General features: G+C 69.3%; 15 protein-coding genes. 7 read left to right on the forward strand and 8 right to left on the reverse strand.

The window, feature by feature from the left end; genetic code table 11:
* The 6 genes from HLK59_RS27990 to HLK59_RS28015 all read right to left on the reverse strand — a co-directional run.
* The coding region (locus HLK59_RS27990) for a family 43 glycosylhydrolase (protein ID WP_346779829.1) at positions 1–1,119 on the reverse strand (1,119 nt) is incomplete at its 3' end.
* Positions 1,120–1,141: 22 nt separating this feature from the next.
* Positions 1,142–2,047: a carbohydrate ABC transporter permease gene (locus tag HLK59_RS27995; RefSeq protein WP_171144303.1), complete on the reverse strand. Its 906-nt coding sequence runs from the start codon at positions 2,045–2,047 to the stop codon at positions 1,142–1,144.
* Entirely contained in the window at positions 2,047–2,931 is an 885-nt protein-coding gene (locus HLK59_RS28000; RefSeq protein ID WP_171144304.1) for a sugar ABC transporter permease, read from the reverse strand. The genes HLK59_RS27995 and HLK59_RS28000 overlap by 1 nt, the downstream gene beginning before the upstream one ends.
* 11 nt (positions 2,932–2,942) lie before the next feature.
* Positions 2,943–4,277, reverse strand: a complete 1,335-nt coding sequence (locus HLK59_RS28005) for an extracellular solute-binding protein (RefSeq protein ID WP_171144305.1) — start codon at positions 4,275–4,277, stop codon at positions 2,943–2,945.
* A 402-nt stretch (positions 4,278–4,679) separates the two neighbouring features.
* Entirely contained in the window at positions 4,680–5,765 is a 1,086-nt protein-coding gene (locus HLK59_RS28010; RefSeq protein WP_171144306.1) for a LacI family DNA-binding transcriptional regulator, read from the reverse strand.
* Positions 5,766–5,894: 129 nt separating this feature from the next.
* Positions 5,895–6,908, reverse strand: a complete 1,014-nt coding sequence (locus HLK59_RS28015) for a hydroxyacid dehydrogenase (protein WP_171144307.1) — start codon at positions 6,906–6,908, stop codon at positions 5,895–5,897.
* Positions 6,909–7,581: 673 nt separating this feature from the next.
* Between HLK59_RS28015 and HLK59_RS28020 the strand changes: the two genes are divergently transcribed.
* The 7 genes from HLK59_RS28020 (at position 7,582) to HLK59_RS28050 (ending at position 18,992) form a co-directional block, all read left to right on the forward strand.
* Positions 7,582–8,931 carry an extracellular solute-binding protein gene (locus tag HLK59_RS28020; protein WP_171144308.1) on the forward strand — a complete coding sequence of 450 codons (1,350 nt, stop codon included), beginning with the start codon at positions 7,582–7,584 and terminating at the stop codon, positions 8,929–8,931.
* Positions 8,928–9,923: a sugar ABC transporter permease gene (locus HLK59_RS28025; protein WP_171144309.1), complete on the forward strand. Its 996-nt coding sequence runs from the start codon at positions 8,928–8,930 to the stop codon at positions 9,921–9,923. The genes HLK59_RS28020 and HLK59_RS28025 overlap by 4 nt, the downstream gene beginning before the upstream one ends.
* Entirely contained in the window at positions 9,920–10,783 is an 864-nt protein-coding gene (locus HLK59_RS28030; protein ID WP_171144310.1) for a carbohydrate ABC transporter permease, read from the forward strand. Before HLK59_RS28025 ends, HLK59_RS28030 begins: the two co-directional genes overlap by 4 nt.
* A gap of 60 nt (positions 10,784–10,843) precedes the next feature.
* Positions 10,844–12,370 carry a glycosyl hydrolase family 28 protein gene (locus HLK59_RS28035; RefSeq protein ID WP_171144311.1) on the forward strand — a complete coding sequence of 509 codons (1,527 nt, stop codon included), beginning with the start codon at positions 10,844–10,846 and terminating at the stop codon, positions 12,368–12,370.
* Positions 12,371–12,426: 56 nt separating this feature from the next.
* Positions 12,427–15,813 carry an alginate lyase family protein gene (locus HLK59_RS28040; protein WP_171144312.1) on the forward strand — a complete coding sequence of 1,129 codons (3,387 nt, stop codon included), beginning with the start codon at positions 12,427–12,429 and terminating at the stop codon, positions 15,811–15,813.
* 25 nt (positions 15,814–15,838) lie between these two features.
* Positions 15,839–17,089: an alginate lyase family protein gene (locus HLK59_RS28045; protein ID WP_171144313.1), complete on the forward strand. Its 1,251-nt coding sequence runs from the start codon at positions 15,839–15,841 to the stop codon at positions 17,087–17,089.
* 193 nt (positions 17,090–17,282) lie between these two features.
* Positions 17,283–18,992, forward strand: a complete 1,710-nt coding sequence (locus HLK59_RS28050) for a carboxylesterase family protein (protein WP_171144314.1) — start codon at positions 17,283–17,285, stop codon at positions 18,990–18,992.
* Here HLK59_RS28050 and HLK59_RS28055 read toward each other — a convergent pair.
* Positions 18,874–20,727 carry a beta-L-arabinofuranosidase domain-containing protein gene (locus HLK59_RS28055; RefSeq protein WP_171144315.1) on the reverse strand — a complete coding sequence of 618 codons (1,854 nt, stop codon included), beginning with the start codon at positions 20,725–20,727 and terminating at the stop codon, positions 18,874–18,876. The genes HLK59_RS28050 and HLK59_RS28055 overlap by 119 nt on opposite strands.
* Before the next feature lie 118 nt (positions 20,728–20,845).
* A complete protein-coding gene (locus tag HLK59_RS28060) occupies positions 20,846–21,901 on the reverse strand; it encodes a LacI family DNA-binding transcriptional regulator (RefSeq protein WP_171144316.1) in 1,056 nt (351 codons plus the stop codon).
* Positions 21,902–22,161 lie beyond the last annotated feature (260 nt).

Genomic DNA, 22,161 nt, shown 5'->3' on the forward strand with positions numbered 1-22,161 from the left:
AGATGTGTATAGGAGACATGGCCCGCGCCCGTCGACCGTAGACGCACGCCCGTCGACCGTGGGCGCCAGATCGTCTGCGGTATGCGATGGTGCGTCGACTGTATGCACCCAGGCGCCGCCGGTATCCACCCCCGCGTCGACTGTATGCACCGCATCGACGGTATCCGGCGAAACGTCGACCGTATGCAGTCGTACGTCGACCTCCACCGCCGGATGATGCCCCCCGTCCCGCAGCCTCGGCCACCCCTCCCCGTCCCACACCACCGCCTGGATCGCGGTCTCCCGCCCGAGCGGGCACCGCCGACCGTCGACGGTATGCAATGGCCTGGCGGCGAGATGGCTCAACACCCAGTCCCCGCCCGGCGTCTGGACCAACTCCCCGTGCCCCGCCTTCTGCAACGCCACCGTCGGGTCGTCCCGGGTGGTCAGCAGCGGTCGCTCGTCGACCTCGTACGGACCGGTCAGCGCACGGCTGCGCGCGACCAGCACCCCGTGCTCGAAACCGGTGCCGCCCTCCGCGAGCACCAGGTAGTACCAGCCGTCACGCCTCAGCAGTTTCGGCCCCTCCACGAGATGTCCGTGCTGGAGCAGCAGGTGGGTGTCACCCACGGGGGACAGCGTCTCCCGGTCCAGTTCGGTCGCCACGATGCCGGCGAAGCGGCGGCCGCCGGGGCGGCAGTCGTTCTGGAGGTTGAGGAGCCACAGTCGGCCGTCCTCGGCGTGGTACAGCGCCGGGTCGAAGCCGTGGCTCGCGACGCGGCGCGGGGCCGTCCACTCGCCGTCGGGCTCCGTCGCCGTACTGATGTAGGTGTCCACGTCGAAGTACGGTGTGCCGACCGAGCGGACGATCGAGTACACCACCCAGAACCGTTCGCCGTCCCAGCTCAGCGACGGTGCCCAGACGCCGCCGGAGTCGGGGACGCCGGCCAGTGAGTCGCCGGGGACGGCGCCGCGGACGTGGCCCGCGTACTCCCAGTGGGCGAGGTCGCGGGAGCGGTGGATCGGGATGGTGGGGAACCACTCGAAGGAACTGGTCGCCACGTAGTACAGGTCGCCGACCCGGACCAGAGAGGGGTCGGGGGCGAAGCCGCGGATGACCGGGTTGTTCAGCGACGTCACTTCAAAGCTCCTGGTGCGACGGTCACTTCAGCGCCCCCATGGTCACGCCCGACCGCCAGTAGCGGCGCATCGCGATCATCATGATGGCCATCGGGATGATGGAGAGGAGGGCGCCGGTCAGGACCAGGCTGGTGAGGTCCACGCCGGACTCCGCGCGTTTGCCGGACCAGTTGTAGAGGCCCAGGTTGAGGGTCCAGTTCTCCTGGCCGCGCAGCACGGTGAGGGGGAGGAAGAAGGCGTTCCAGGTGTTCACGAAGGCGAGCAGGAAGATCGTCGCCGCGCCCGTCGTCATCATGCGCAGCACGATGCTGAAGAAGATCCGCAGCTCGCCGGCGCCGTCGATGCGGGCGGCCTCCAGGAGTTCGTACGGAATGGTGGCTTCTGTATACACCTTGGCGAGGTACACGCTGAACGGATTGATCAGGCAGGGGATCAGCATCGCCCAGACCGTGTCGACCAGGCCGATCTCCGAGAACAGCAGATACAGCGGAAGCGTGAGCAGGGCGATCGGGATCAGGAACGAGCCGACCACGCTCGCGAACACCAGGTTGCGGCCCGGGAAGTCGAAGCGGGCCAGACCGTAGCCCGTCGCCAGGGCGATCAGGGTGCCGCCGACGGAACCGACTCCGGCGTACAGGAACGAGTTGAACGTCCAGCGCAGGAAGATGCCGTCGTCGTAGGTGAAGACCTGTCGCAGGTTGTCCCAGAGGTGCCAGCCGGAGAACCACAGTCCGTTGGACTGGTACAGGCCCGTGCGGTCCTTGGTGGCGGCGACGATCAGCCACCACACCGGGAAGAGGCTGTAGACGCTCGCCAGGGCCAGGCCGACGAGCAGGAACCGCTGGCCGCCGCGTGAACGGGCCGCAGGGTCGGGGCGGTTGAGACGGCGGACGGTGCGTGTGTTCGCGCGCTCTTCGGTGAGGGTCATCAGTCGGCCTCCCTCGAGGTGAGCCTGTAGAAGAGGAAGGAGGCGACACCGAGGATCAGTGCGAGGAGGACCGAGAGCGTCGCGGCGTAGTGGTAGTTCCCGGCGTTGAACGCCTGGTTGTAGATGATCATGATCGGGGTGAAGCTGTCGTCGACCGTCTCCGGGGTGATGTTCCGGAACAGCGCGGGCTCGTTGAAGATCTGGAGCATCTGGATGATCGACAGCATGCCGGTCAGCACCAACGCGCCCCGTACGAAAGGGATTTTGATGCTCCGAGCGATGCGCCACTCACCGGCGCCGTCGAGCCGCGCGGCCTCGAACAGCTCCCGCGGCACACCTTGCAGTGCCGCGTAGATGATCACCATGTTGTAGCCGATGCCGTGCCAGGTCAGCAGGTTGCCGATGGACGGCCACACCATCGACGGTGAGAAGAAGTTCCAGTGGAAGCCGAGGAAGTCGCCGAGCGGGGTGAGCGGGCCGACATCCGGGCTGTACACGTTGATCCACACGATCGCCGCGACCACGCCGGGGATCATGTACGGCACCAGCAGCATGATCCGGAACTTGCCGGCCGCCTTGGCCGTCACCGCGTCCAGGAGCAGTGCCAGCACCAGGCTGATCAGCAGCATCACCGGGATCTGCACCAGGGCGAAGAGCACCACCCGCAGGACGGATCCCATGAACTTCGAGTCCGTCAGGCCCTGTTGGTAGTTGTCGAAGCCGGAGAACTCGTCGGTGGTGCCGCCCAGGCCCAGACCGGAGGACTGCGAACGGTACAGCGACTGATAGACGGCGTAGCCGATCGGCAGCAGATACAGGAAGACGAAGCCGAGCTGGAAGGGCACCGTGAAGGCGGCACCCTTCCAGCGCAGTGAGCGAATCATCGGGATGTGCCTCAGCCCTTGACGTTGATGCCGCGGGACTTCAGGTCCTTGACCGTCCACTCCTGCATGTGGGCGAGGAGGTCGGTGACCGTCTGCTTCTTGCTGACGACCTTGCCCCACTGGCTCTGCAACTCGGTGAACATGGCGGTCCAGTTGGGACCGAAGGTCCAGTCGGTGGTGACGGTGCCGAGACTGTCCTTCACGATCTGCTGGGCCGGTTCGTAGTTCTTGCCGAGCAGCTTCTCGGAGATCGCCTCGGGGACGTACGAGTCACTGTCGGCCAGCGCCGGCATCACCCCGCTGCCGGTCTCCGGGCTCGCCATGGTCTTGACCGCTCCGGTGTCGGTGGACATCCACAGCGCCGCCTCGGCGGCCTGCTCCTGGTGCTTGCACTGCTCGGACACCAGCGTCAGGTTGCCGCTCTGGTTGGTGCCGGCCGGCGTCTTGGCCGCCTCGCCCGCGAACGTCGGCCAGGGGGACAGTGCCCAGTCACCGAAGGACTTGGTGAAGTTCTGCACCATGCCCGACATCTGCCAGGTGGAGATCTGCCGGGTCGCGGTGTCGCCGTTGTCGAAACTGCGCTGCACGGCCGCGTAGTCGGCGAAGGACAGCTTGGCGTTGAGGTCGTTGTCGATGATCTCCTGGATCACCTTCGCGGCCTTCAGGCTGCCCTCGTCCTGGAAGTTCACCTTCCAGGCGTCGCCGTCGATGGCGTACCAGTGGGCGCCCGCCTGCATGGCGAGCACCTCCAGGGTGCTGGGGTCCTCCCCGGCATAGTTGGTGATCTTGATGTCGTGCTTCTTGAGGACCTTGCCCGCGGCGATGAAGTCGTCCCAGGTCGTCGGGGCCTTCAGGCCGTACTTCTTGAAGAGGTCGGTGCGGTAGATCGTGAACGCGGGCGCGGACGCGGTCGGCACACCGTAGGTCTTGCCCTGCACCTGACCGGTCGCCCACGAGCCGGAGTTGAACTTGCCCTTGCTCGACTCCACGTACTTCGAGATGTCGGCCAGCGCACCCTGCGCGACCCAACTGGTCACGTACTCACCGGTGTTCTGGAGCAGACAGGGGGCGTTCTCGGCCTTGACGGCGTTGCTCAGCTGCTTCTGCATGGTCAGCTGGTCGGTGATCTTCGTGTACTTCAGCTGGACGTCCTTGTGGGAGGCGTTGAACGCCTTCACGACGGCCTCCTGGCCGTTGGCCCAGCCCCAGAAGTCGAGGGTGACCGGACCGGAGGAGTCGGTGTCGTCTCCGGAGTCCGACCCGCCACAGGCGGCGAGCAGGCCTGTCAGTGCGATACCCGCGACAGCGGTTTGGGCGAACCTTCTCCGGCGGCTGGTGAAGTTCATCTGACCGTGTTCCTTCGGAAGTTGGCCGCCTCGGAACGAGGACGGCGGCTCGGGGGGGCGCAGGCCGGGAACGGCGGCCGGAATCCGCGGCTCGCGGTTGAGGGGGGTCGGCCAAGCGGAAGCTGTAGTAAGCGGTTGCTGGGACGGTAGGGCGACGGATCAGTCCATAGCAAGAGGTGCGCGGAAATTTGTTACGCCCGGTTGTCCGTCGCGTTATGCCGAGGCACCCTGCGGACGACAACCGATCGACGGACATATATACAGGTCAGAGCATGTGCACAGCGGCCCGCGCGGCGGCCGGGCGACCATCGGCCCGGCCTTGGGGTATCGCGAAAAAACCTTTGGAAAACGCTTACGAAACGATCGCCATCACAGCGCTTCCAGACCGCCCACTCGCACGGATCACACGCGAGGGGTGGGCGGTCGGACGGAGTTGCGTACGACGACATGGGTGCCCAGCACGAGGTGGTCGCCGTCGCCCTTACGGCGGCCCGCGCCGCCCTCGCGCCGGTCGGCGACCGCGCGCAGCGCGACCCGGCCCATCTCCTCGTACGGCACGTGCACGGTGGTCAGTTGGGGCGTGAGCTGGGACGCGAGAGGAATGTCGTCGTACCCGACGATCGACACGTCCTCCGGCACCCGCAGCCCCGCCGCACGCAGCGCCTGCATGGCACCCGCGGCGACCACGTCGGTCCCGGCCAGCACCGCGGTGAAGTCGAGCCCGTCGCGCAGACACTCCTGGACGGCGTCGTAACCGTGCTCGTAGTCGTAGAAGCCGTGCCGCACCAGGCCGGGCTCGAACGGTACGCCGTACGCCTCGAAGGCCCGCCGGGCCCCCTTCAACCGGCCCTGCGCGGTGGTGAGTTCGGCATGCCCCGGGAGCACCAGGACCTTGCGGTGCCCGGCGGACAGCAGATGGCTGGCCATCGCGTACGCACCGCCCTCGTTGTCGTAGTCGACGGTCGTGGCCGGTACGTCGCCCTCCAGTGGCGGCCTGCCCACCAGTACGAGATGCGAGCCGGCCGCGTCCAGGGAGCGGGCGAACCGGGCCATGCGCAGCTGGTACTCGTCGTAGTCGTAGGCGCCGCCGAGCAGCACCACGGCGGCCACGCCCTGCTGGCGCATCATGTTGACCAGCGCGAGCTCACGCTCGGGGTCGTCGCCCGTCGTACCGACCAGGGAGAGCCAGCCGCGCAGCGTGGCGGCCCCCTCGACACCCCTCGCGACATGGGCGAACGCGGCGCCGGTGATGTCGTTGATGAGGATCGCCACCGTGGGTGTGCCGCCGCCGGCCAGGGAGCGGGCGTGGGCGTTGGTGACGTAGTCCAGGTCGCCGACCACCTTCATCACCCGGCGGCGCAGTTCCTCCGAGACCGGGTAGTTGCCCGACAGGACGCGGGAGACGCTGGCGACGGAGACGCCCGCCTGCTCCGCCACGTCCCGGATGGTGGCCCGTCCGGCGTCGCCCGAAGCCTTGCGCTGACTCACCCTGGGGGCTCCTTCACCGTCGCGATCGCCCCACCGGGGGCCGGGAGGACACCGGTCGGGGGCCCGGCCCGGAGCCGGTGCGGAAAACCGTATCCCATTGTTTCCGTCGGCCGGGAAGTGCCGGTCGGCTCAGGCGACACGGGTCAGATCCGCATGCCGCACCTCGTGCTCCAGGGCCTCGCCGGACGCCACCCGCTCCAGTTCCTCCACCACGATCCGCCCGAGTCTCTCCAGCTCGTTCCCGAGGGACCCGGCGATATGAGGAGTGAGGAACACGTTCGGCAGCCGGTACAACGGCGACCCCGCCGGCAGCGGCTCGGGCTCCGTGACATCGAGTACCGCATACAGTCGACCGGCGACCAGCTCGTCGGTCAGTGCGTCGGGGTCGACGAGCGCCCCCCGGGACGTGTTGATGAGGACGCCGCCGTCCCGGATGAGCGCGAGTCGCCCGGCGTCGAGCATGCGGTAGGTCTCGGGGATGTCCGGGGCGTGCAGGCTGACGATGTCGCACTGGCTCAACAGGTCTTCCAGCGAGACCAGTTGGGCGCCGAGCGCGGTGGCCTCGGCGGGGCTCACATACGGGTCGTGGAGCAGGACCGTGAAGTCGAAGGGCCGCAGCAGCTCCAGCAGCCGGCGGCCCACGCGCGAGGCTCCGATGAGGCCGATGCGGCGGCCGACGTTGCCGGTGTGCGCGGTCTCGGCCGGCGGTGGATAGGCGTGGGTGGTGCGGAACCGCTCGCGATGGGTGAAGGCGTCCTTTCCGGCGAGCAGGATCATCGCGAGGGTGTACTCCGCGACCGGCAGCGCGTTACCGGTGACCGCGCTGGACACGCTCACGCCGCGTTCCCACAGTTCCTTGCCGACGAGGGAGCGTACGGAGCCCGCCGCGTGCAGCACGGTCCGCAGCCGGGGGGCGGCGGTGAGGACGTCCGCGTCGAGGTTCGGGCAGCCCCAGCCGGTGATGAGCACCTCGGCCGACGCGAGGATCCGGGCCGCCCCGGGATCGGTGAAGTCCCGCAGCACGAGGCCGGGATCGAGGTCGGCCGCCTGCCGCAGCCGGGCCATGAGCGCCGGGGGGAACAGCAGGGGGAGGTGCACCGGGTCCATCGCGAACACGGCCCGCGGCAGCTGAGCGCTGGGCATGAGACTCCTGACACGCTGAGTAGAAACATTTTCAGAAAGCGCCTTCTACCGTAGATCTGCCGGGAACGGCGGGTCAATCGGTCGGGCGGATCGCGCGGGCGCGGATTTCGCCGGGCTCGCTCGCTGCGCGTACGTGCATGTCACGGGCGGGTGGAGCGGTGGGGCGGGGTCGGGCGGCAGCGCGGGCCGGTCTGCTCAGCTCCCCGCCTGAGGGCCCTTGATCCTGCTCTGTCGCGAAATCGGTTACCACGTTTTCTCGCCGGCCTCTGACCGGACTGCGGCTGGTCAGGAGGTGAGGAGGGCCTTTGGCAACCGGTTTCCTGTCATGCCGTCTGAAGCGTCTTCCGAGTACTGCTCTTCAGGGGCGGCCGGGCCGCGTTCCGTGCCGTTGCGGACCCTCGACGAGAGCCTCGTGCGGGACTGTCCGGATCGGTGCGCACGTCAGGACGCGGATGGTCGACGGTGTCGTACGCAAGGGCTATGACCTGTACTTTCATCGACCATCGCCGCCCTCTTGGCCGTTGGGCGCATGTCGCCGAGGTTACACAGTCTTTTCGAAAATCCGTCAAGCCTCTTGACGCGGTTTCCGGACAGGAAGAAGCTCTGCCCCATTGCCCAACAACCGGTTGCCAAGCGATCGAGCCAACTAGGTGAAGCGGGAGGTGGTGCGTTCATGCACCCTCATGTCGGTGCGTCGATGGACCGCCGCCGGTTCCTCGCCCTGTCAGCAGGAGGAACCGCGGCCGGTGCGGCGGCGTTGAACGGTTGCGCGCTGCCCGTCTCCACCGGGGTGAGCGGCTCGGGCGAGAGCATCACGATGATGGTCAAGGCCGACGACCTCAGCCCGGAACTGGTCCAGCAGGCCCACGACGACACCGGCATCAGGATCAAGCGGGTCGACTACGACATCACGAAGCTGATCGCGATGCTCACCAGCGGCAACCCGCCGGACCTGGTGCGCAGCGTCGGCGCCGTCGACGCCGCGTACTTCGCGGCCCGGGACGTGATGCAGGACCTGGACGGCTACTTCGCCAAGAGCACGGTCCTCAGGACCGACGACCTCGACCCGGTCAACGACCTGTGGCGCTACGACGGGAGGACCCAGGGCAAGGGCCCCCGCTACGGCATGGCGAAGGACTTCTCCCAGGACTCCATGTACTGGTACAACACCGCCGCCTTCGACAAGGCGGGCGTCGCCCTCCCCTCGCCGACCGAACCCCTCACCTACGAGGAGTGGTTGGAGAACGCCAAGGCCATCGTCCAGCGCAAGAACGGCCAGACGACAGTCGCCGGCGGCACCTACAACGGACTGACCAAGGCCACCCTCATGGCGACACTCACGGCGTCCGCCGGCGGCAGCCTCTTCAGCGACGACTTCTCCCGCGTCGACTTCACCACCCCCGAAGCCCGCAAGGCGCTGGCCTGGTACGTCGAACTGTGCCGGCTCAAGGTCGGGGCGAGCCTCATCATGCCCGACCCCAACGGCTGGGACGGGCCGACCTATCAGGCCGGACGGCTGGCCATGTGCAACTCCGGCTACTGGATGGGCGGCATGATCACCCCGGACAAGAAGCTGGCGGAGGTCTCCCGGCTCGCCCCCACCCCGGTCTTCGCCGGCGGCCCGCGTATCAGCGCCTGCCAGGGCGGCACCGGGCTGTGGATGCCCCGCAAGGCCGGGAACAAGGACGCCGCCTGGCGGATCTTCGAGTGGTACTTCGGCGAGGCCCCGGCCAAGGCCCGCGCCTCCGGCGGCTGGGGCATCCCCACGCTGAAGTCCCTGCGGTCGCTGATGCCAGCTCAGACCACCGAGCAGAAACAGGTGTTGAAGGTGCAGGAGAACGAGTTGAAGCACTACTCGGTCGTCTCCTTCAGCCCGTACACCACCGCCGATTCCTTCGACGCCCTCTTCAACCAGATCGCCCCTGCCGCGATGAAGGGCGAGACCTCCGTCGACGCCGTCGCACGACGTCTGACCACGGCCGTCAACGAACAGCTCAAGCGCGGTAAGGAGCAAGTGGGATGACGGTCGATCAGATCACCACGGCCGCGGACCGGGCCCGCTCGACGGCGAGCACCGGGGTGGCGTCCGCCGGCCGGCCGAGGTCCACCATGACCGCGCGCAGGCACCGGGCGTTCTACCTGTTCACCTCGCCGTGGATCATCGGGTTCCTGCTGCTGACCATCGTGCCGATGGGGTACGCGCTGTGGCTGAGCTTCACCACGTTCGACGGTATCTCGCCCAACTGGCACTACGTCGGGCTCGGCAACTACCGCGAACTGTTCTCCGACTCGGTGACCTGGGACTCCCTGGGCCGCGCCGGGCTGTTCGCCGCGATCTCGGTGCCGCTGTCCATCCTCGCGGGACTCGGACTCGCCGTCCTGGTGAACCGACCGCTCAGGGCGCGCGGGCTGTTCCGCACCCTGCTCTATCTGCCGGCCGTGGTACCGCCCGTGGGCGCGGGCATCGCCTTCAAGAACCTCTTCGACCAGAACTCCGGTGCCACCAACGGGGTGTTGACCTTCTTCGGCTTCGACGCCCTCGGCTGGCTCGCCGACCCCTACGCCCGCTACGTCCTCATCATGACGGTGCTCTGGGGCGCCGGAAACATCATGATCATCTCGCTGGCCGGGCTTCAGGACGTGCCCCGTGAACTGCACGAGGCGGCCCGGCTCGACGGCGCGAGCTCCTGGCGCACGTTCCGCAGCATCACCGTGCCGCTGCTGTCGCCCGTGCTGCTCTTCCAGACCGTGACCGGTGTGATCGCCTCGGTGCAGACCATCATGCCGCTGCTGCTGGCACCCATCTCCACCACGGGCGGCGTCACCACGGTCCCGCAGTCCAACTACACCTACATGATCCATGTGTTCGCGCAGTACTTCGCACTCGGCCGCTACGGCTACGCCTCCGCACTGCTGTGGGTGCTCTTCGTCCTGATCCTCATCGCGACCGGCCTCATCTTCAAGTTCACGTCCGGCGTGGTGTTCTACAACGTCGACCCGGAGGCGAAGAAGTGACCGCCACCAGCCTGAGCCCCAAGTCGCCGCCCCGCGTGCGGATACGGGCCAACCGCCTCGTCCTCTACACGGTCCTCGTCACCGTCACCGGGCTGTTCCTCGGCCCCTTCGGCTGGCTGGTGCTCACCGGCCTCAAAGCGCCCGAGGAGCTGGCCGCCGCCCCCGTGCACTGGCTGCCCGAGCACTTCCAGTGGCACAACTTCACCGACGCCTACCAGCTCATCGACTTCCTCGGCTACGCCCGCAACTCCCTGATCATCGCCCTCATCTACGGCGTCCTCGTCACCCTCAGCTCGGCCTGGGTCGGCTTCGGTTTCGCCCGGCTGACCGCGCCCGGCAAGAAGCTCCTGTTCGGCATCCTCATCGGCTCGATGATGCTGCCCCAGATGATCACCCTGCTGCCGACCTACCTGATCTTCGCCAAGCTCGGCATGGTCGACACGTACTGGCCGTGGGTGCTGTGGGGGCTCTCCTCCGCCCCGTATCTCGTCTTCCTCTTCCGGCAGTTCTTCGCCGGGCTGCCCCGTGAGCTGGAGGAGGCCGCGATCGTCGACGGCTGCGGCTACACCGCCGTCTTCTGGCGGATCTTCCTGCCCCAGTCCTGGCCGGTGCTCTCCGCGAGCTTCGTCATCGCCTTCACCTGGACCTGGGGCGACTACATCGCGCCCCAACTGCTGCTGTCCACCGACCACTCCACACTCGCGGTCGCCGTCATGTCCACCTACGTCTCCTCGGCCGGCATGCCCGCCACCAACCTCCAGGCGGCCGCCTCCGTGATGTACGTCGTCCCGATCCTGCTGATCTTCCTCATCGCCCAGCGCGGATTCGTCGCCGGGATGTCCACGTCGGGCCTCAAGTAGTCCAGCCTTCCGACCTGTTGAAGTAGCCCAGCCTTCCGACCTGTTGCAAGGAGTCCTGAGATGAACACGCCCCTGTCACGCCGCACCGCCCTCCAGGCGGCAGGTGCCACCGTGCTCGCGGCCGGTCTCACCAATCTGACGGCCACGACGGCCCGCGCGGACGGCGACGCGGTGGAGCCGCACCTGGTGACCTACCCCGTACCGTCCGGCGCCCCCGTCAACACCGGCAGCTACACCGTCAAGGTCCGTGTCCCCGGCGGCAGTTGGGAGACCCTCGGCGTCTACCGGCCCACCCTCGCCGAGATCAACGCCACCACGGGCAGCAAGAAGCAGTTCAACTCCTCCCTCGCCCACTTCGACTTCTGCGGCGAGGTCGAGGTCGAGGTGACCTTCATCAAGGGCGGGGTGCAGAAGGTGCGGGTGCGGCCCGACTCGTACGGCATCACGCCCGAAGTCCTCGCCGACACCCTCCGGTTCACCCTCGACAGACCGCGCAACATCGTCGTCCAGATCAACGACGACCTCTTCGACTCCCTGCACCTGTTCGCCCGCCCGATCGAGAAGCGCAGGCCGAAGGCGGCCGACCCCGACGTCCTCTACTACGGTCCCGGCGTCCACACCACCGCCGACGGATACCTCAACGTCCCCTCGGGCAAGACCGTCTACCTCGACGGCGGTGCCCTGCTCAAGGCGACCGTCGTCTTCAAGGACGTGCGGGACGCCCGGATCACCGGCCGCGGGGTGCTCGCCGGCACCAAAGCGGGCGGCATCCTCGTGGAGGGCTCGACCGACATCCGTATCGACGCCGTCACCGTGCTCAACCCCAACGGCTACGCGGTCCAGATCGGCGAGTCCACCGACGTCTCCATCAAGGGCATGTGCGCCTTCAGCTCCAAGGGCTGGGGCGACGGCATCGACGTCTTCTCCAGCACCGACGTCACCATCGACGGCGTCTTCATGCGCAACTCCGACGACTGCATCGCCATCTACACCCACCGCTGGGAGTACTACGGCGACACCAGGAACATCACCGTCAAGAACTCCACCCTCTGGGCCGACGTCGCCCACCCCATCAACGTCGGCACGCACGGCAACACCGAGAACCCGGAGACGATCGAGAACCTCGTCTTCAAGAACCTCGACATCTGCGACCAGCGCGAACCCCAGATGAACTACCAGGGGTGCATCGCCCTCAACGTCGGCGACTCCAACCTCCTGAAGAACGTCCGCGTCGAGGACGTCCGGATCGAGGACATCCGCTGGGGACAGGTCATCTATCTGAAGGTCATGTACAACACGAAGTACAACACCTCGGTCGGCCGCGGCATCCAGGACGTCTACGTCAAGAACCTCACCTACACGGGCACCAAGGCCAGTCCGTCGCTCCTGCTCGGCTACGACGCCGACCATGCCATCGACGGCGTCACGTTCGAGAACCTGGTGATCAACGGCCTGGTCGTCGCCGACTCGATGAAGAAGCCGAGCTGGTACTACACGACCGACTCGATCCAGTGGTACTCCAACGAGCACGTCACGAACCTGAAGTTCCTCACCACCGCCGAGGCCGAGGCGGCCGCGGCGTCGTGACCACTCCCAGAGCTCCTAGAACCTCCAGCACTCCCGGCACGTCCGGCACTTGCGACATGCCCAGTACTCCCAGTACTCCCGGTACTCCCGGTACTCCCGCGACGAGTCGCCGGGGTTTCCTCGGCGGCACCGCGGCCCTGCTGCTGGTGGCGGGCGCGAGCGGACTGCTCGTGCCCGCCACGGCGAGCGCGGCGGACTCCGGCGACGGGTCGACCGCCGACCGCCGACAGTTCACCCACCCCGGACTACTGCATACAGCCGACGACATCGCACGGATGAGATCCGCCGTCGCGGCACAGGAATCACCGATCCACGACGGCTACCTCGCCCTCGCGGCCCACGCCCGCTCGAAGTCCACGTACACCGTCCAGAACACCGGCCAGATCACCAGCTGGGGCCGCGGTCCCACCAACTTCCAGAACCAGGCCGTCGCCGACTCGGCCGCCGCCTACCAGAACGCCCTGATGTGGGCCGTCACCGGCAACCGCGCCCACGCCGACAAGGCCCGCGACATCCTCAACGCCTGGTCGGCCTCGCTCACCATGGTCACCGGCGCCGACGGTCCGCTCGGCGCGGGCCTCCAGGTCTTCAAGTTCGTCAACGCGGCCGAACTGCTGAGGCATTCGGACTACGACGGCTGGAGCGACGCCGACATCGCCCGCTGCGAGGAGTCCTTCCTGCGCGTCTGGTATCCGGCGATCTCCGGCTACATGCTCTACGCCAACGGGAACTGGGACCTGACGGCCCTTCAGTCCGTCCTCGCCATCGGCGTGTTCTGCGAGGAACGCACCCTCTTCGAGGACGCCCTGCGCTTCGCCGCGGCCGGCGCGGGCAACGGCAGCGTCCGAGGCCGCGTCGTCACCGACGCCGGCCAGGGCCAGGAGAGCGGCCGCGACCAGGGCCACGAACAGCTCGCCGTCGGCCTCATGGGCGACGCCGCGCAGGTCGCCTGGAACCAGGGCGTCGACCTGTGGGCCTTCGACGACCACCGCATCCTCGCCAACGCCGAGTACGCCGCCCGCTACAACCTCGGCGGCGACGTCCCCTTCACCCCGGACCTCGACCGCACCGGCAAGTACATCAAGACGACCGTCTCCGACAAGGTCCGTGGCAACCTGCCGCCGATCTACGAGATGTACTACGCCCACTACGCCGGCGTCCGCGGCCTCGACACCCCGTACACCGAGGCGGCCGTCTTCCGCGGCACCGGCGGCGCCCGCGTCGTCGAGGGCAGCAACGACGATCTGCCCAGCTGGGGGACGTTCGCGTACGCCGGGACGAAGGCACCGGACCCGACCGTGCCGACGCCACCGGCGGGGGTCACGGCGGTGGGCGACGACGACGGTACGTCGGTCACCGTGGCCTGGCTGCCGTCGGTGTGGGCGACGCATTACACCGTCCGCCGGGCGACCAAGCCCGAAGGGCCCTACCAGGAGATCGCGTCGGCGGTCGACGGCACATCGCATACACATGGCGGCATACAGTCCGGGCGGACCTACTACTACACGGTCACCGCCACGAACTCCCACGGCAGCAGCGGCACGTCCAGCCCCGCCGCCGTCACCGCCGGCCTCCCCGAGCCCTGGTCCACCCGGGACGTCGGCGACGTGAAGATCCCCGGGTCGGCCGCCTTCGACGGCGAACGGTTCGTCCTGGAGGCGAGCGGCACCGAGGAAACCCACCGCCTCGTCCACCTCCCGCTGCGCGGCGACGGCACCGTCACCGCCCGCATCGTGTGGCCGCTCAGCTCGCAGTACTCCAAGATCGGCGTCACCGTCCGGGCGGGCCTCGACCCGGACGCCGCCCATGCCTCGATGCTGATCCAGGGGCTCCCGCTGCACACATGGAGCGGCGTGTGGACGGTACGCCCCTCTACCGGCGCGGACATCTCCGCCACCGGCAGCACCCCGGTGCCGCCCTCCCAACAGGACGCGATCACCGTCAACGCGTCCTTCCCGATCTCCGGCCTCGGCACGCTGCCCGAATCGGCGACCCCTCTGGAGGCCCCGTACGTCGAGGGCGCCGGTGACGGTTACCGGCTGCGGGCCCCGTACTGGGTGCGCGTGACCCGCAAGGGCCGCTGGTGCACCGGAGCGATCTCGCCCGACGGCATACGGTGGACGGAAGTCGGCCGTACCGAGGTCGGCGGTCTACGGCACATTGCATACGCCGGTCTCGTCCTCACCTCCTGTCTCGGCGTCGACGAGGACTACGCCGAGACCGGCACCGGCGCCTTCGACCACGTCAGCGTGGTCTCCGCCGCGGCCGGCGAGGTCTGGTCCGCACCCCGCCCGAGGCGAACCGCCACCGACCTGCGGGCGACCTCCGCCGGCGACGCGGTCGAACTGGCCTGGACCGACCCCGACCTCTCCGCCCGGTACAAGGTGCTGCGCTCCACCACCGCCGACGGCCCCTATGAGACGATCGCGACCCATGTCGGCCCGGTCGGCTTCGGCGCCCGCATCCGGTACACGGACGCCACCGGCACTCCCGGCACGGCGTACCACTACGTCGTGGCGAAGACGAACAGCGCCGGCCGCGGCCCCCTCTCCAAACCCGCCGCCGCACAGATGCCCACACCCACCGTGCCCCAAATCACCTCGGCGGCAACCGTGTTCGCGAGTCGCGGCGACGACTTCCGGCACCTCCTGCGAGGCTCGCACGAGCCCGTACGGTTCACCGCCGACGGACTCCCCGACGGCCTGCGCCTCGACAGGCGCACCGGCCTGATCCACGGAACCCCCACCGAAACAGGCGACTTCACGGTCACGACGACCGCGGGCAACGCCTCCGGGGACGGCACCGCCACCCTCGCCCTGACGGTGGGCACACCCCCGCCCGCCCCCTGGACCTACGGAGACCTCGGCGACCCGGTCCTCGACGACCGATCCTTCGGCACCCTCGGCGTGGTGGCGGTCACGACACCCGGCAACACCTCCTACGCCGACGGCACTTTCACCGTCCGTGGCGCGGGAACCGACCTCACCGTCAACAACCAAGGCATGACAGGGCAGTTCGTACGCCGATCCGTCACCGGCGACTACCAGATCACCGCCCGCCTGGTCGCCCGCGGCGGCACCGCCGCGGACCGGGTCGGTCTGCTGATCGCCAAGTCGCTGTCGCCGTTCGACCAGGCCGCCGGAGTCATCGTCGCCGGCGGCACCACCGCACAGCTCATGCTGCGCAGGACCGTCGCCGGAGCCTCCGCCTTCTCCGGCACCATCACCGTCCAACTGCCCCTGCTGCTACGGCTGAAGCGCACCGGGACCGCCTTCACCGCAGCAGTCTCCACCGACGACGGCACCACCTGGACCGACCTCGCCATCGGCGAGATCCCCGGTTTCGGCGACGCCGCCCACCACGTCGGCCTCGTGGTCTGCTCCCGCAGCCCGCTGGTCCGCTGCACCACCCAGTTCGAAGAGGTGAGGGTCACCTCTCTCTAGATCCCCCCACGGATTGGAGACGCACATGAGCCGCACGTCCCCCCACCGGCACCTCCAGGAAAGCGAGTTGAGCCGCCGTGGTCTGCTGAGGACCGCCGGCGGACTCGGCGCCGCCCTCGCCCTCGGGAGCGGCGCCTTCGCCGCCACCACCGCGGACGCCGCCCCGAGCACCTGGACCCACCCGGGCATGCTGCACAACGCCGGCGACATCAACCGCGCCAAGGTCAGGGTCGCCGCCGGCACCGACCCCTGGCTGTCCGGCTGGAACAGACTGGTCGCCAACTCCCACTCCCAGTCCACCTGGACCAACCGGGCCACCGCCACCGTCATCCGCGGCGGCACCGGCGAGAACTACGGCCTCCTCTACAACGACATCGCCGCCGCCTACCAGAACGCCCTGCGCTGGCGGGTCGGCGGCACCGAGGCCAACGCGGTCTGCGCCGCGAACATCCTCAACGCGTGGTCCACCACGCTCACCGCGATCAACGGCAACGCCGACCGGTTCCTCGCGGCCGGCCTCTACGGCTGGCAGTTCGCCAACGCCTGCGAACTCATGCGGGACTACGACGGGTTCGACCTCGCCGCCGCCCAGGACCTGATGGCGAACGTCTTCTACCCGATGAACAACAGCTTCCTGACCAACCACAACGACGCCTGCATCACCAACTACTGGGCCAACTGGGACCTGTGCAACATGGCCTCCGTCCTGGCCATCGGCATCCTCAACGAGGACAGCGCCAAGTACGACCAGGCCGTCACGTACTTCAAGTCCGGCGCCGGCAACGGCTCCCTCGCCCACGCGGTGCCGTACCTGTACACCGACTCCGACGGCTACGCGCTGGGCCAGTGGCAGGAGTCCGGCCGTGACCAGGGGCACACCGTCATGGGCATGGGCCAGATGGGCGCGATCTGCGAGATGGCCTGGAACCAGGGCGACGACCTCTACTCCTACGACAGCCGCCGCTTCATGAAGGCCGCCCAGTACGTCGCGAAGTACAACCTCGGCAACGACGTCCCCTTCACCACCTACACCTGGGGCACCGGCCAGAACTGCTCCCGGTCCTCCCAGACGGTGATCTCCGCCGCCTCCCGCGGCCAGATCCGCCCGGTCTGGGCGATGCTCCACTTCCACTACAACCGGCGCGTGAGCCTCGACGACAAGTACATCTCGGCGTTCTACTACGCCAACGCCCCCGAGGGCGGCGGCGGGGACTACGGCTCCACCAGCGGCGGCTTCGACCAGCTCGGTTTCGGCACGCTGATGTACGCGAAGTAGTAACCGGCATATCGCACATCGCATACAGTTCGCACGGTGCGTGCCAGACCTCACGCTGCGTACAGACGGTAGCGGACTGTATGCGATGTACCCCGAACAGCCTCCAGTTCGCCTCGTGCACCGGAATACCGCGCCGTGATGTGGTGCTCTGTTGTTCACGGTGCACGAGTGCGGCGAGGAGGCTGGTGGTCGAATGACGGCAGTCCAGGCAGATCCCGTGGTGAACACGCCGTACGGAGCCGTACGCGGCCGTCACGAGAACGGGATCGCGGTGTTCCGGGGCATCCCCTACGCGGCGCCCCCCTTCGGCCCCCGACGGTTCCGGCCGCCCCTCCCGCCCGAGCCGTGGGACGGGGTGCGGGAGGCGGGGGCCTTCGGCCCGACGGCACCGAAACCGCCGTACTCGGACGCCTTCGCGCAGTACCTGTCCGACCCGGTCGTGCCCGGCGACGACTGTCTCAACCTCAACGTATGGACACCGGAGCCGGGCCGCGGGGCCCGGCTCCCGGTTCTGGTCTGGTTGCACGGCGGCGCCCTGACCAGGGGATCCTCCGCCGTGCCGGTGTACGACGGGCATGGCTTCGCCCGGGACGGCGTCGTCCTCGTCTCCGTCAACTACCGGCTGGGAGTCGAGGGCTACGGCCTGTTCCCGGACACCCCCGCCAACCCGGGCCTGCGCGACCAGCTCGCCGCACTGGAGTGGGTGCACCGGTCGATCGGAGCCTTCGGCGGCGACCCCGCCCGTATCACCCTGGCGGGCCAGTCCGCGGGCGCGATCAGTGCCGGCGCGCTGCTCGCGACACCGCAGGCCCAGGGCCTGGTGCGGCGCGCGATCCTCCAGAGCGGCCCGCCCGAGGCCGTCGACCGCGACAAGGTACGGCGGATGGTGCGCCGCATGGCCACCCGGCTGAAGATCCCCGCCACCGCGGCCGCCTTCGCCGAGGTCGACCGCGACCTGCTGCTGCGCACCCAGGGCGAGGTCGGCCGGCTCAGCAGCCCGGTGCTCGGCGGCCCCGCCTTCGGCATCGTCGTCGACGGCGACCTCGTCCCGCGCGACCCCCTGGAGGCCCTGACCGAGGGTGACGCGGCCCGTGACGTCGACCTGATGGTCGGCTGGACCCGCGACGAGTACCGGCTCTGGCTGGTCCCCGGCGGCCTCCTGGAACGCGTCGACCGCCTCGGCCCCGTCGCCCTGGCCGGCGCCATGGCCCGCTGCCACGCCGGCCACGAGATACCGCGCGGCTACCGCGTCCTGCACCCCGACGCCGGCACCGCCGAGATCGTCGGCCAGATGGTCACCGACCACCTGCTGCGCCTCCCCCTGCACCGCCTGGCCGACGCCCGCCCCGGCACCGCGTACGTCTACGAGTTCGCCTGGCCCTCCCGCCGCCCCGCCCTCGGCTCCTGCCACGCCCTGGAACTGGGCTTCGTCTTCGACACGGGCGACAGCCCCGAGTCCGCCAAGCTCGCCGGGGAAGGAGCTCCGCACGAGCTGGCCGAGGCGATGCACGGGGCGTGGGTGCGGTTCGCGGTCGACGGTGATCCGGGGTGGGAGGCATGGGACGAGACGCACCCGGTGCGGATCTTCGGCGACGCCCGCGACATCGGTGACGTCGGCGACGAGCGGTCGGAATACGCGATCGACGACCGCCCGGCGCAGACAGCCGACGGTCCCCCGGATTTCGCATACAGTCCGCCGTACACGGCACACGGCCCCCGCGATGCCGGGTTCGCCCTCTGGACCACCGACGCCACCACGGACGTCACCACCGCCACCGCCGACGTCACCCCTCCGGAATCCACACCCGCATCGGTCCCTCCTGACGATTCGCCCACGCGTAGTACGGAACTGCGGTCAGTGGTACGGCGTCTCCGCCTCCCCGGCGCAGTCCGTCGGCAGTGACGACACCGATCCCGCCCAGCAGCTCGGGGTCGTACCGGACCGAGAGGTGGGAACCGTAGGGCAGGGTCAGGTCCTCGAAGCGGATGCCGGGCGGCTGGTCCACTCCCTCCAGACAGTGGACCAGGGGGCCGCGTTCGATGGCCACGCAGCCGCGTACGGCGTCCACGTACGGGTCGGGGCGGGTGAGCCGGGCGTCCGGTTCGAGGCCGAGGGTGAAGGTGTCGCCCGGCGACCAGCGGCGACGCACCCGCAGCCAGCCGGGGAGGGTCTCCGCGGGTGCTTCGCCGTCGGGGGCCGTCGCCGTGAAGTCCGTGCACCAGGACGGGATCCGCAGCGACAGCGTCCAGTCGGCGTCCGGCGCCTCCTCCACGGTCACCACGATCCGCCCGTCCCAGGGGTAGCCGGTCTCCACCCGGACCCGCCCACCGCCGGCCTCGTACACGCCCGTCGCGTACTGATGGAGCTGGAGCCCCTCGGCGTCGCCGCTCGCCATGTAGTGGGGGAGCGAGGCGAGCAGCCGCATCACGTTCGGCGGGCAGCAGGCGCAGCGGAACCAGGGGGTGCGGCGGGCCGCCTTGTCCGGTTCGTACGCGCCCTCGTACTCCTCGCGCACCTGGAGCGGATTGACGTACAGCCAGCTGTCGCCGTCGAGGCCGACGCCGGCCAGGAAGCCGTTGTAGAGGGTGTGTTCGACGAGGTCGGAGTACTTCGCGTCACCGGTCAGCAGCGCCATCCGCCACGACCACTGGATCGACGCGATGGCCGCGCAGGTCTCCGCGTAGGCCCGGTCCGGCGGGAGTTCGTACGGCTCCCCGAAGGACTCGCCCTCGTGACGGGCACCGACACCGCCCGTCAGATACGTCTTGGTCGCCACCATCACGTCCCACAGTCGCTCGGCGACCGCATACAGTTCACGGTCGCCCGTCTCCGCGGCCAGGTCCGCCACACCCGCGAGCAGATACAGCTGCCGTACGGCGTGACCGGAGACCGTCGTGGCCTCGCGCACCGGTATGTGGTCCTGCCAATAGGCTCGGCCCAGATGGGGGTTGACGTCGGCGTCGAGCAGCCCGTGCCCGCGCCGGTCCACGAAGTGGCCGGCCAGCTCCAGCCAGCGCCGCTCCCCGGTCTCCCGGTACAGCTCCACCAGCGCGGTCTCGATCTCGGGATGGCCGCACACGCCGTCGATCCGCTTGCCCGGGCCGAGGACCGAGTCGATGTGGTCGGCGAACCGCTCGGCGACGTCGAGGAGTTCACGGCGTCCCGTCGCCCGGTGGTGGGCCACCGCGGCCTGGATCAGATGGCCCGCGCAGTACAACTCGTGGCCCCAGCCCAGTTCCTGCCAGCGGCGGTCCGGGCGGGCGACCTGGTAGTACGTCTGAAGATAGCCGTCGGTGTCCTGAGCGGCGGCCAGCAGCGCGGTCAACTCGTCCACGTGAGCGGCCAGTTCGGGATCGTCGGAGCGGTCCGCGAGCTGCCAGGACGCCGCCTCCAGCCACTTGTGCACGTCCGAGTCCTGGAACGGGAAGTCGCCCGTGAAGGAGCCCTTGCCGTCGGCGGCGGCACGGAGGTTGTCGAGGTTTCCGGCCGCCTCCAGCCGGGCGGGGCCCTGGGGAATGCTGACGTCGGCGTTGGTGGCGCGGCGGGCGGCCCAGAATCCGTCGGTGATGCGGGCGGCCGTCGCGGGACGGAGGGCGGTGTGCGCGCCCGGGGTGAGACGGATGGGGCCGGTGCTCATGCGGGAGGCTCCAGGGGAGGAAGCGTTTGCCGAGGTCTGCCTAGGTCTGCCGAGGTCGTGAGCATAAGTAGCAACCGGTTCCACGACAAGAGGCCCTCGGTGCCCGCGGCCGCGCCGCCTAGCCCTTCAGCGGCGCCACCGAGTCCCGTACCACCACATGCGTGCCCAGCAGCAGATGCTCGTCCGGGGTGTTCGGTTCGCGCCCCAGCGCGGTCCTCACGGCGAGCCTGCCCAGTTCCTCGTAGGGAACATGCACGGTCGTCAGCGCGGGATGCAGATCCCTGGCGAACGGGATGTCGTCGTACCCGGCCAGCGACACATCGCCCGGCACACTGACGCCCGCCTCGTGCAGCGCGGTGAGCGCGCCGGCCGCGACCATGTCGGTGGCGGCGACCACGGCCGTGAAGTCCAGCTTCCGCTCCAGCGCCTCGCGCATCAGCCGGTGGCCCGAGTCGCGGGTGAAGTCACCGTGCAGCACCAGTTCCCCGGCGGGCTCGACGCCGCGCGCCCGGTGGGCGGCGAGATAGCCGCGCTCACGCCCCTGCGCCGTGGTGTGGTCGGGCCTGCCGCCGAGGAACAGCACCCGCTGGTGGCCCTGCGCGAGGACGTGCGCGACCAGGGCGTAGGCGCCGCCCTCGTTGTCGTACTCGATGACCGTGACCGGTGCCCCGGGCCCCAGCGGCGGGCGCCCGCACAGCACGAGGCGGGAGCCGGCCGAGGCCAGCGAGTCGGCCATACGGCGGGTGCGCTCGCGGTACTCGACGGTGTCGGCGCCACCGCCGACCAGGATCACGGCGGCCGCCCGCTGCGCGCGCATCATCTCCACGAACTCCAGTTCGTGCCGTGCGTCGCCCTCCGTGCTGCACACCAGGCACAGATGGCCCAGCCGCGTCGCCTCACGCTCCACGCCGTGCGCCATCAGCGCGAACGACGGGCCGGTGATGTCCTCCAGCACGAACGCCAGCGTGGGCGTGCCGACGCCCGCGATCGCCTTGGCGCGCGCGTCGGCGACGTAGTCCATCTCGCGGACCGCCCGCATCACGCGCGTACGGGTCGCCGCGCTCACCGGATAGACCCCGCCCAGCACCCGTGACACGGTCGAAGCGGACACCCCCGCGCGCGCCGCCACATCCCTGATGGTGCTGCGGCTCGCGTCCTCGCTCTTCCTGGTCATACCTGCCTCGCCCCTCTCCCCGGGCTTGTCGGCCCACCCCTCGGGAACTGCGGCAACAAGGATGGAAACCGGTTCCCGATCCGGAGGCTAGCAGCGGCGGAGGGCCGGGACGAGGGGGCTGCGGCAGGAACCGCGGCGACGGTCGTCGGCGGGTGGACGGTGCGGGCCGCGGGGAAGGGCCGGGACGAGGGTGAGGGGGAGTGGCTACGACGGCACCGGGGCCGCCGCCCGTGCGGGGCCCGGTGCCGTGGGGTCGTACG

The organism is Streptomyces sp. S3(2020), assembly GCF_013044505.1.
Lineage (GTDB): Bacteria > Actinomycetota > Actinomycetes > Streptomycetales > Streptomycetaceae > Streptomyces.

Excerpts from the sequence above, each read along its gene's own strand:
- HLK59_RS28025 (WP_171144309.1), top strand. The coding sequence starts at position 8,928 with ATGACGGTCGATCAGATCACCACGGCCGCGGACCGGGCCCGCTCGACG.
- HLK59_RS28020 (WP_171144308.1), top strand. The coding sequence starts at position 7,582 with ATGCACCCTCATGTCGGTGCGTCGATGGACCGCCGCCGGTTCCTCGCC.
- HLK59_RS28040 (WP_171144312.1), top strand. The coding sequence starts at position 12,427 with ATGCCCAGTACTCCCAGTACTCCCGGTACTCCCGGTACTCCCGCGACG.
- HLK59_RS27995 (WP_171144303.1), bottom strand. The coding sequence starts at position 2,047 with ATGACCCTCACCGAAGAGCGCGCGAACACACGCACCGTCCGCCGTCTC.
- HLK59_RS28060 (WP_171144316.1), bottom strand. The coding sequence starts at position 21,901 with ATGACCAGGAAGAGCGAGGACGCGAGCCGCAGCACCATCAGGGATGTG.
- HLK59_RS28000 (WP_171144304.1), bottom strand. The coding sequence starts at position 2,931 with ATGATTCGCTCACTGCGCTGGAAGGGTGCCGCCTTCACGGTGCCCTTC.
- HLK59_RS28050 (WP_171144314.1), top strand. The coding sequence starts at position 17,283 with ATGACGGCAGTCCAGGCAGATCCCGTGGTGAACACGCCGTACGGAGCC.
- HLK59_RS28015 (WP_171144307.1), bottom strand. The coding sequence starts at position 6,908 with ATGCCCAGCGCTCAGCTGCCGCGGGCCGTGTTCGCGATGGACCCGGTG.
- HLK59_RS28055 (WP_171144315.1), bottom strand. The coding sequence starts at position 20,727 with ATGAGCACCGGCCCCATCCGTCTCACCCCGGGCGCGCACACCGCCCTC.
- HLK59_RS28045 (WP_171144313.1), top strand. The coding sequence starts at position 15,839 with ATGAGCCGCACGTCCCCCCACCGGCACCTCCAGGAAAGCGAGTTGAGC.
- HLK59_RS28035 (WP_171144311.1), top strand. The coding sequence starts at position 10,844 with ATGAACACGCCCCTGTCACGCCGCACCGCCCTCCAGGCGGCAGGTGCC.
- HLK59_RS28005 (WP_171144305.1), bottom strand. The coding sequence starts at position 4,277 with ATGAACTTCACCAGCCGCCGGAGAAGGTTCGCCCAAACCGCTGTCGCG.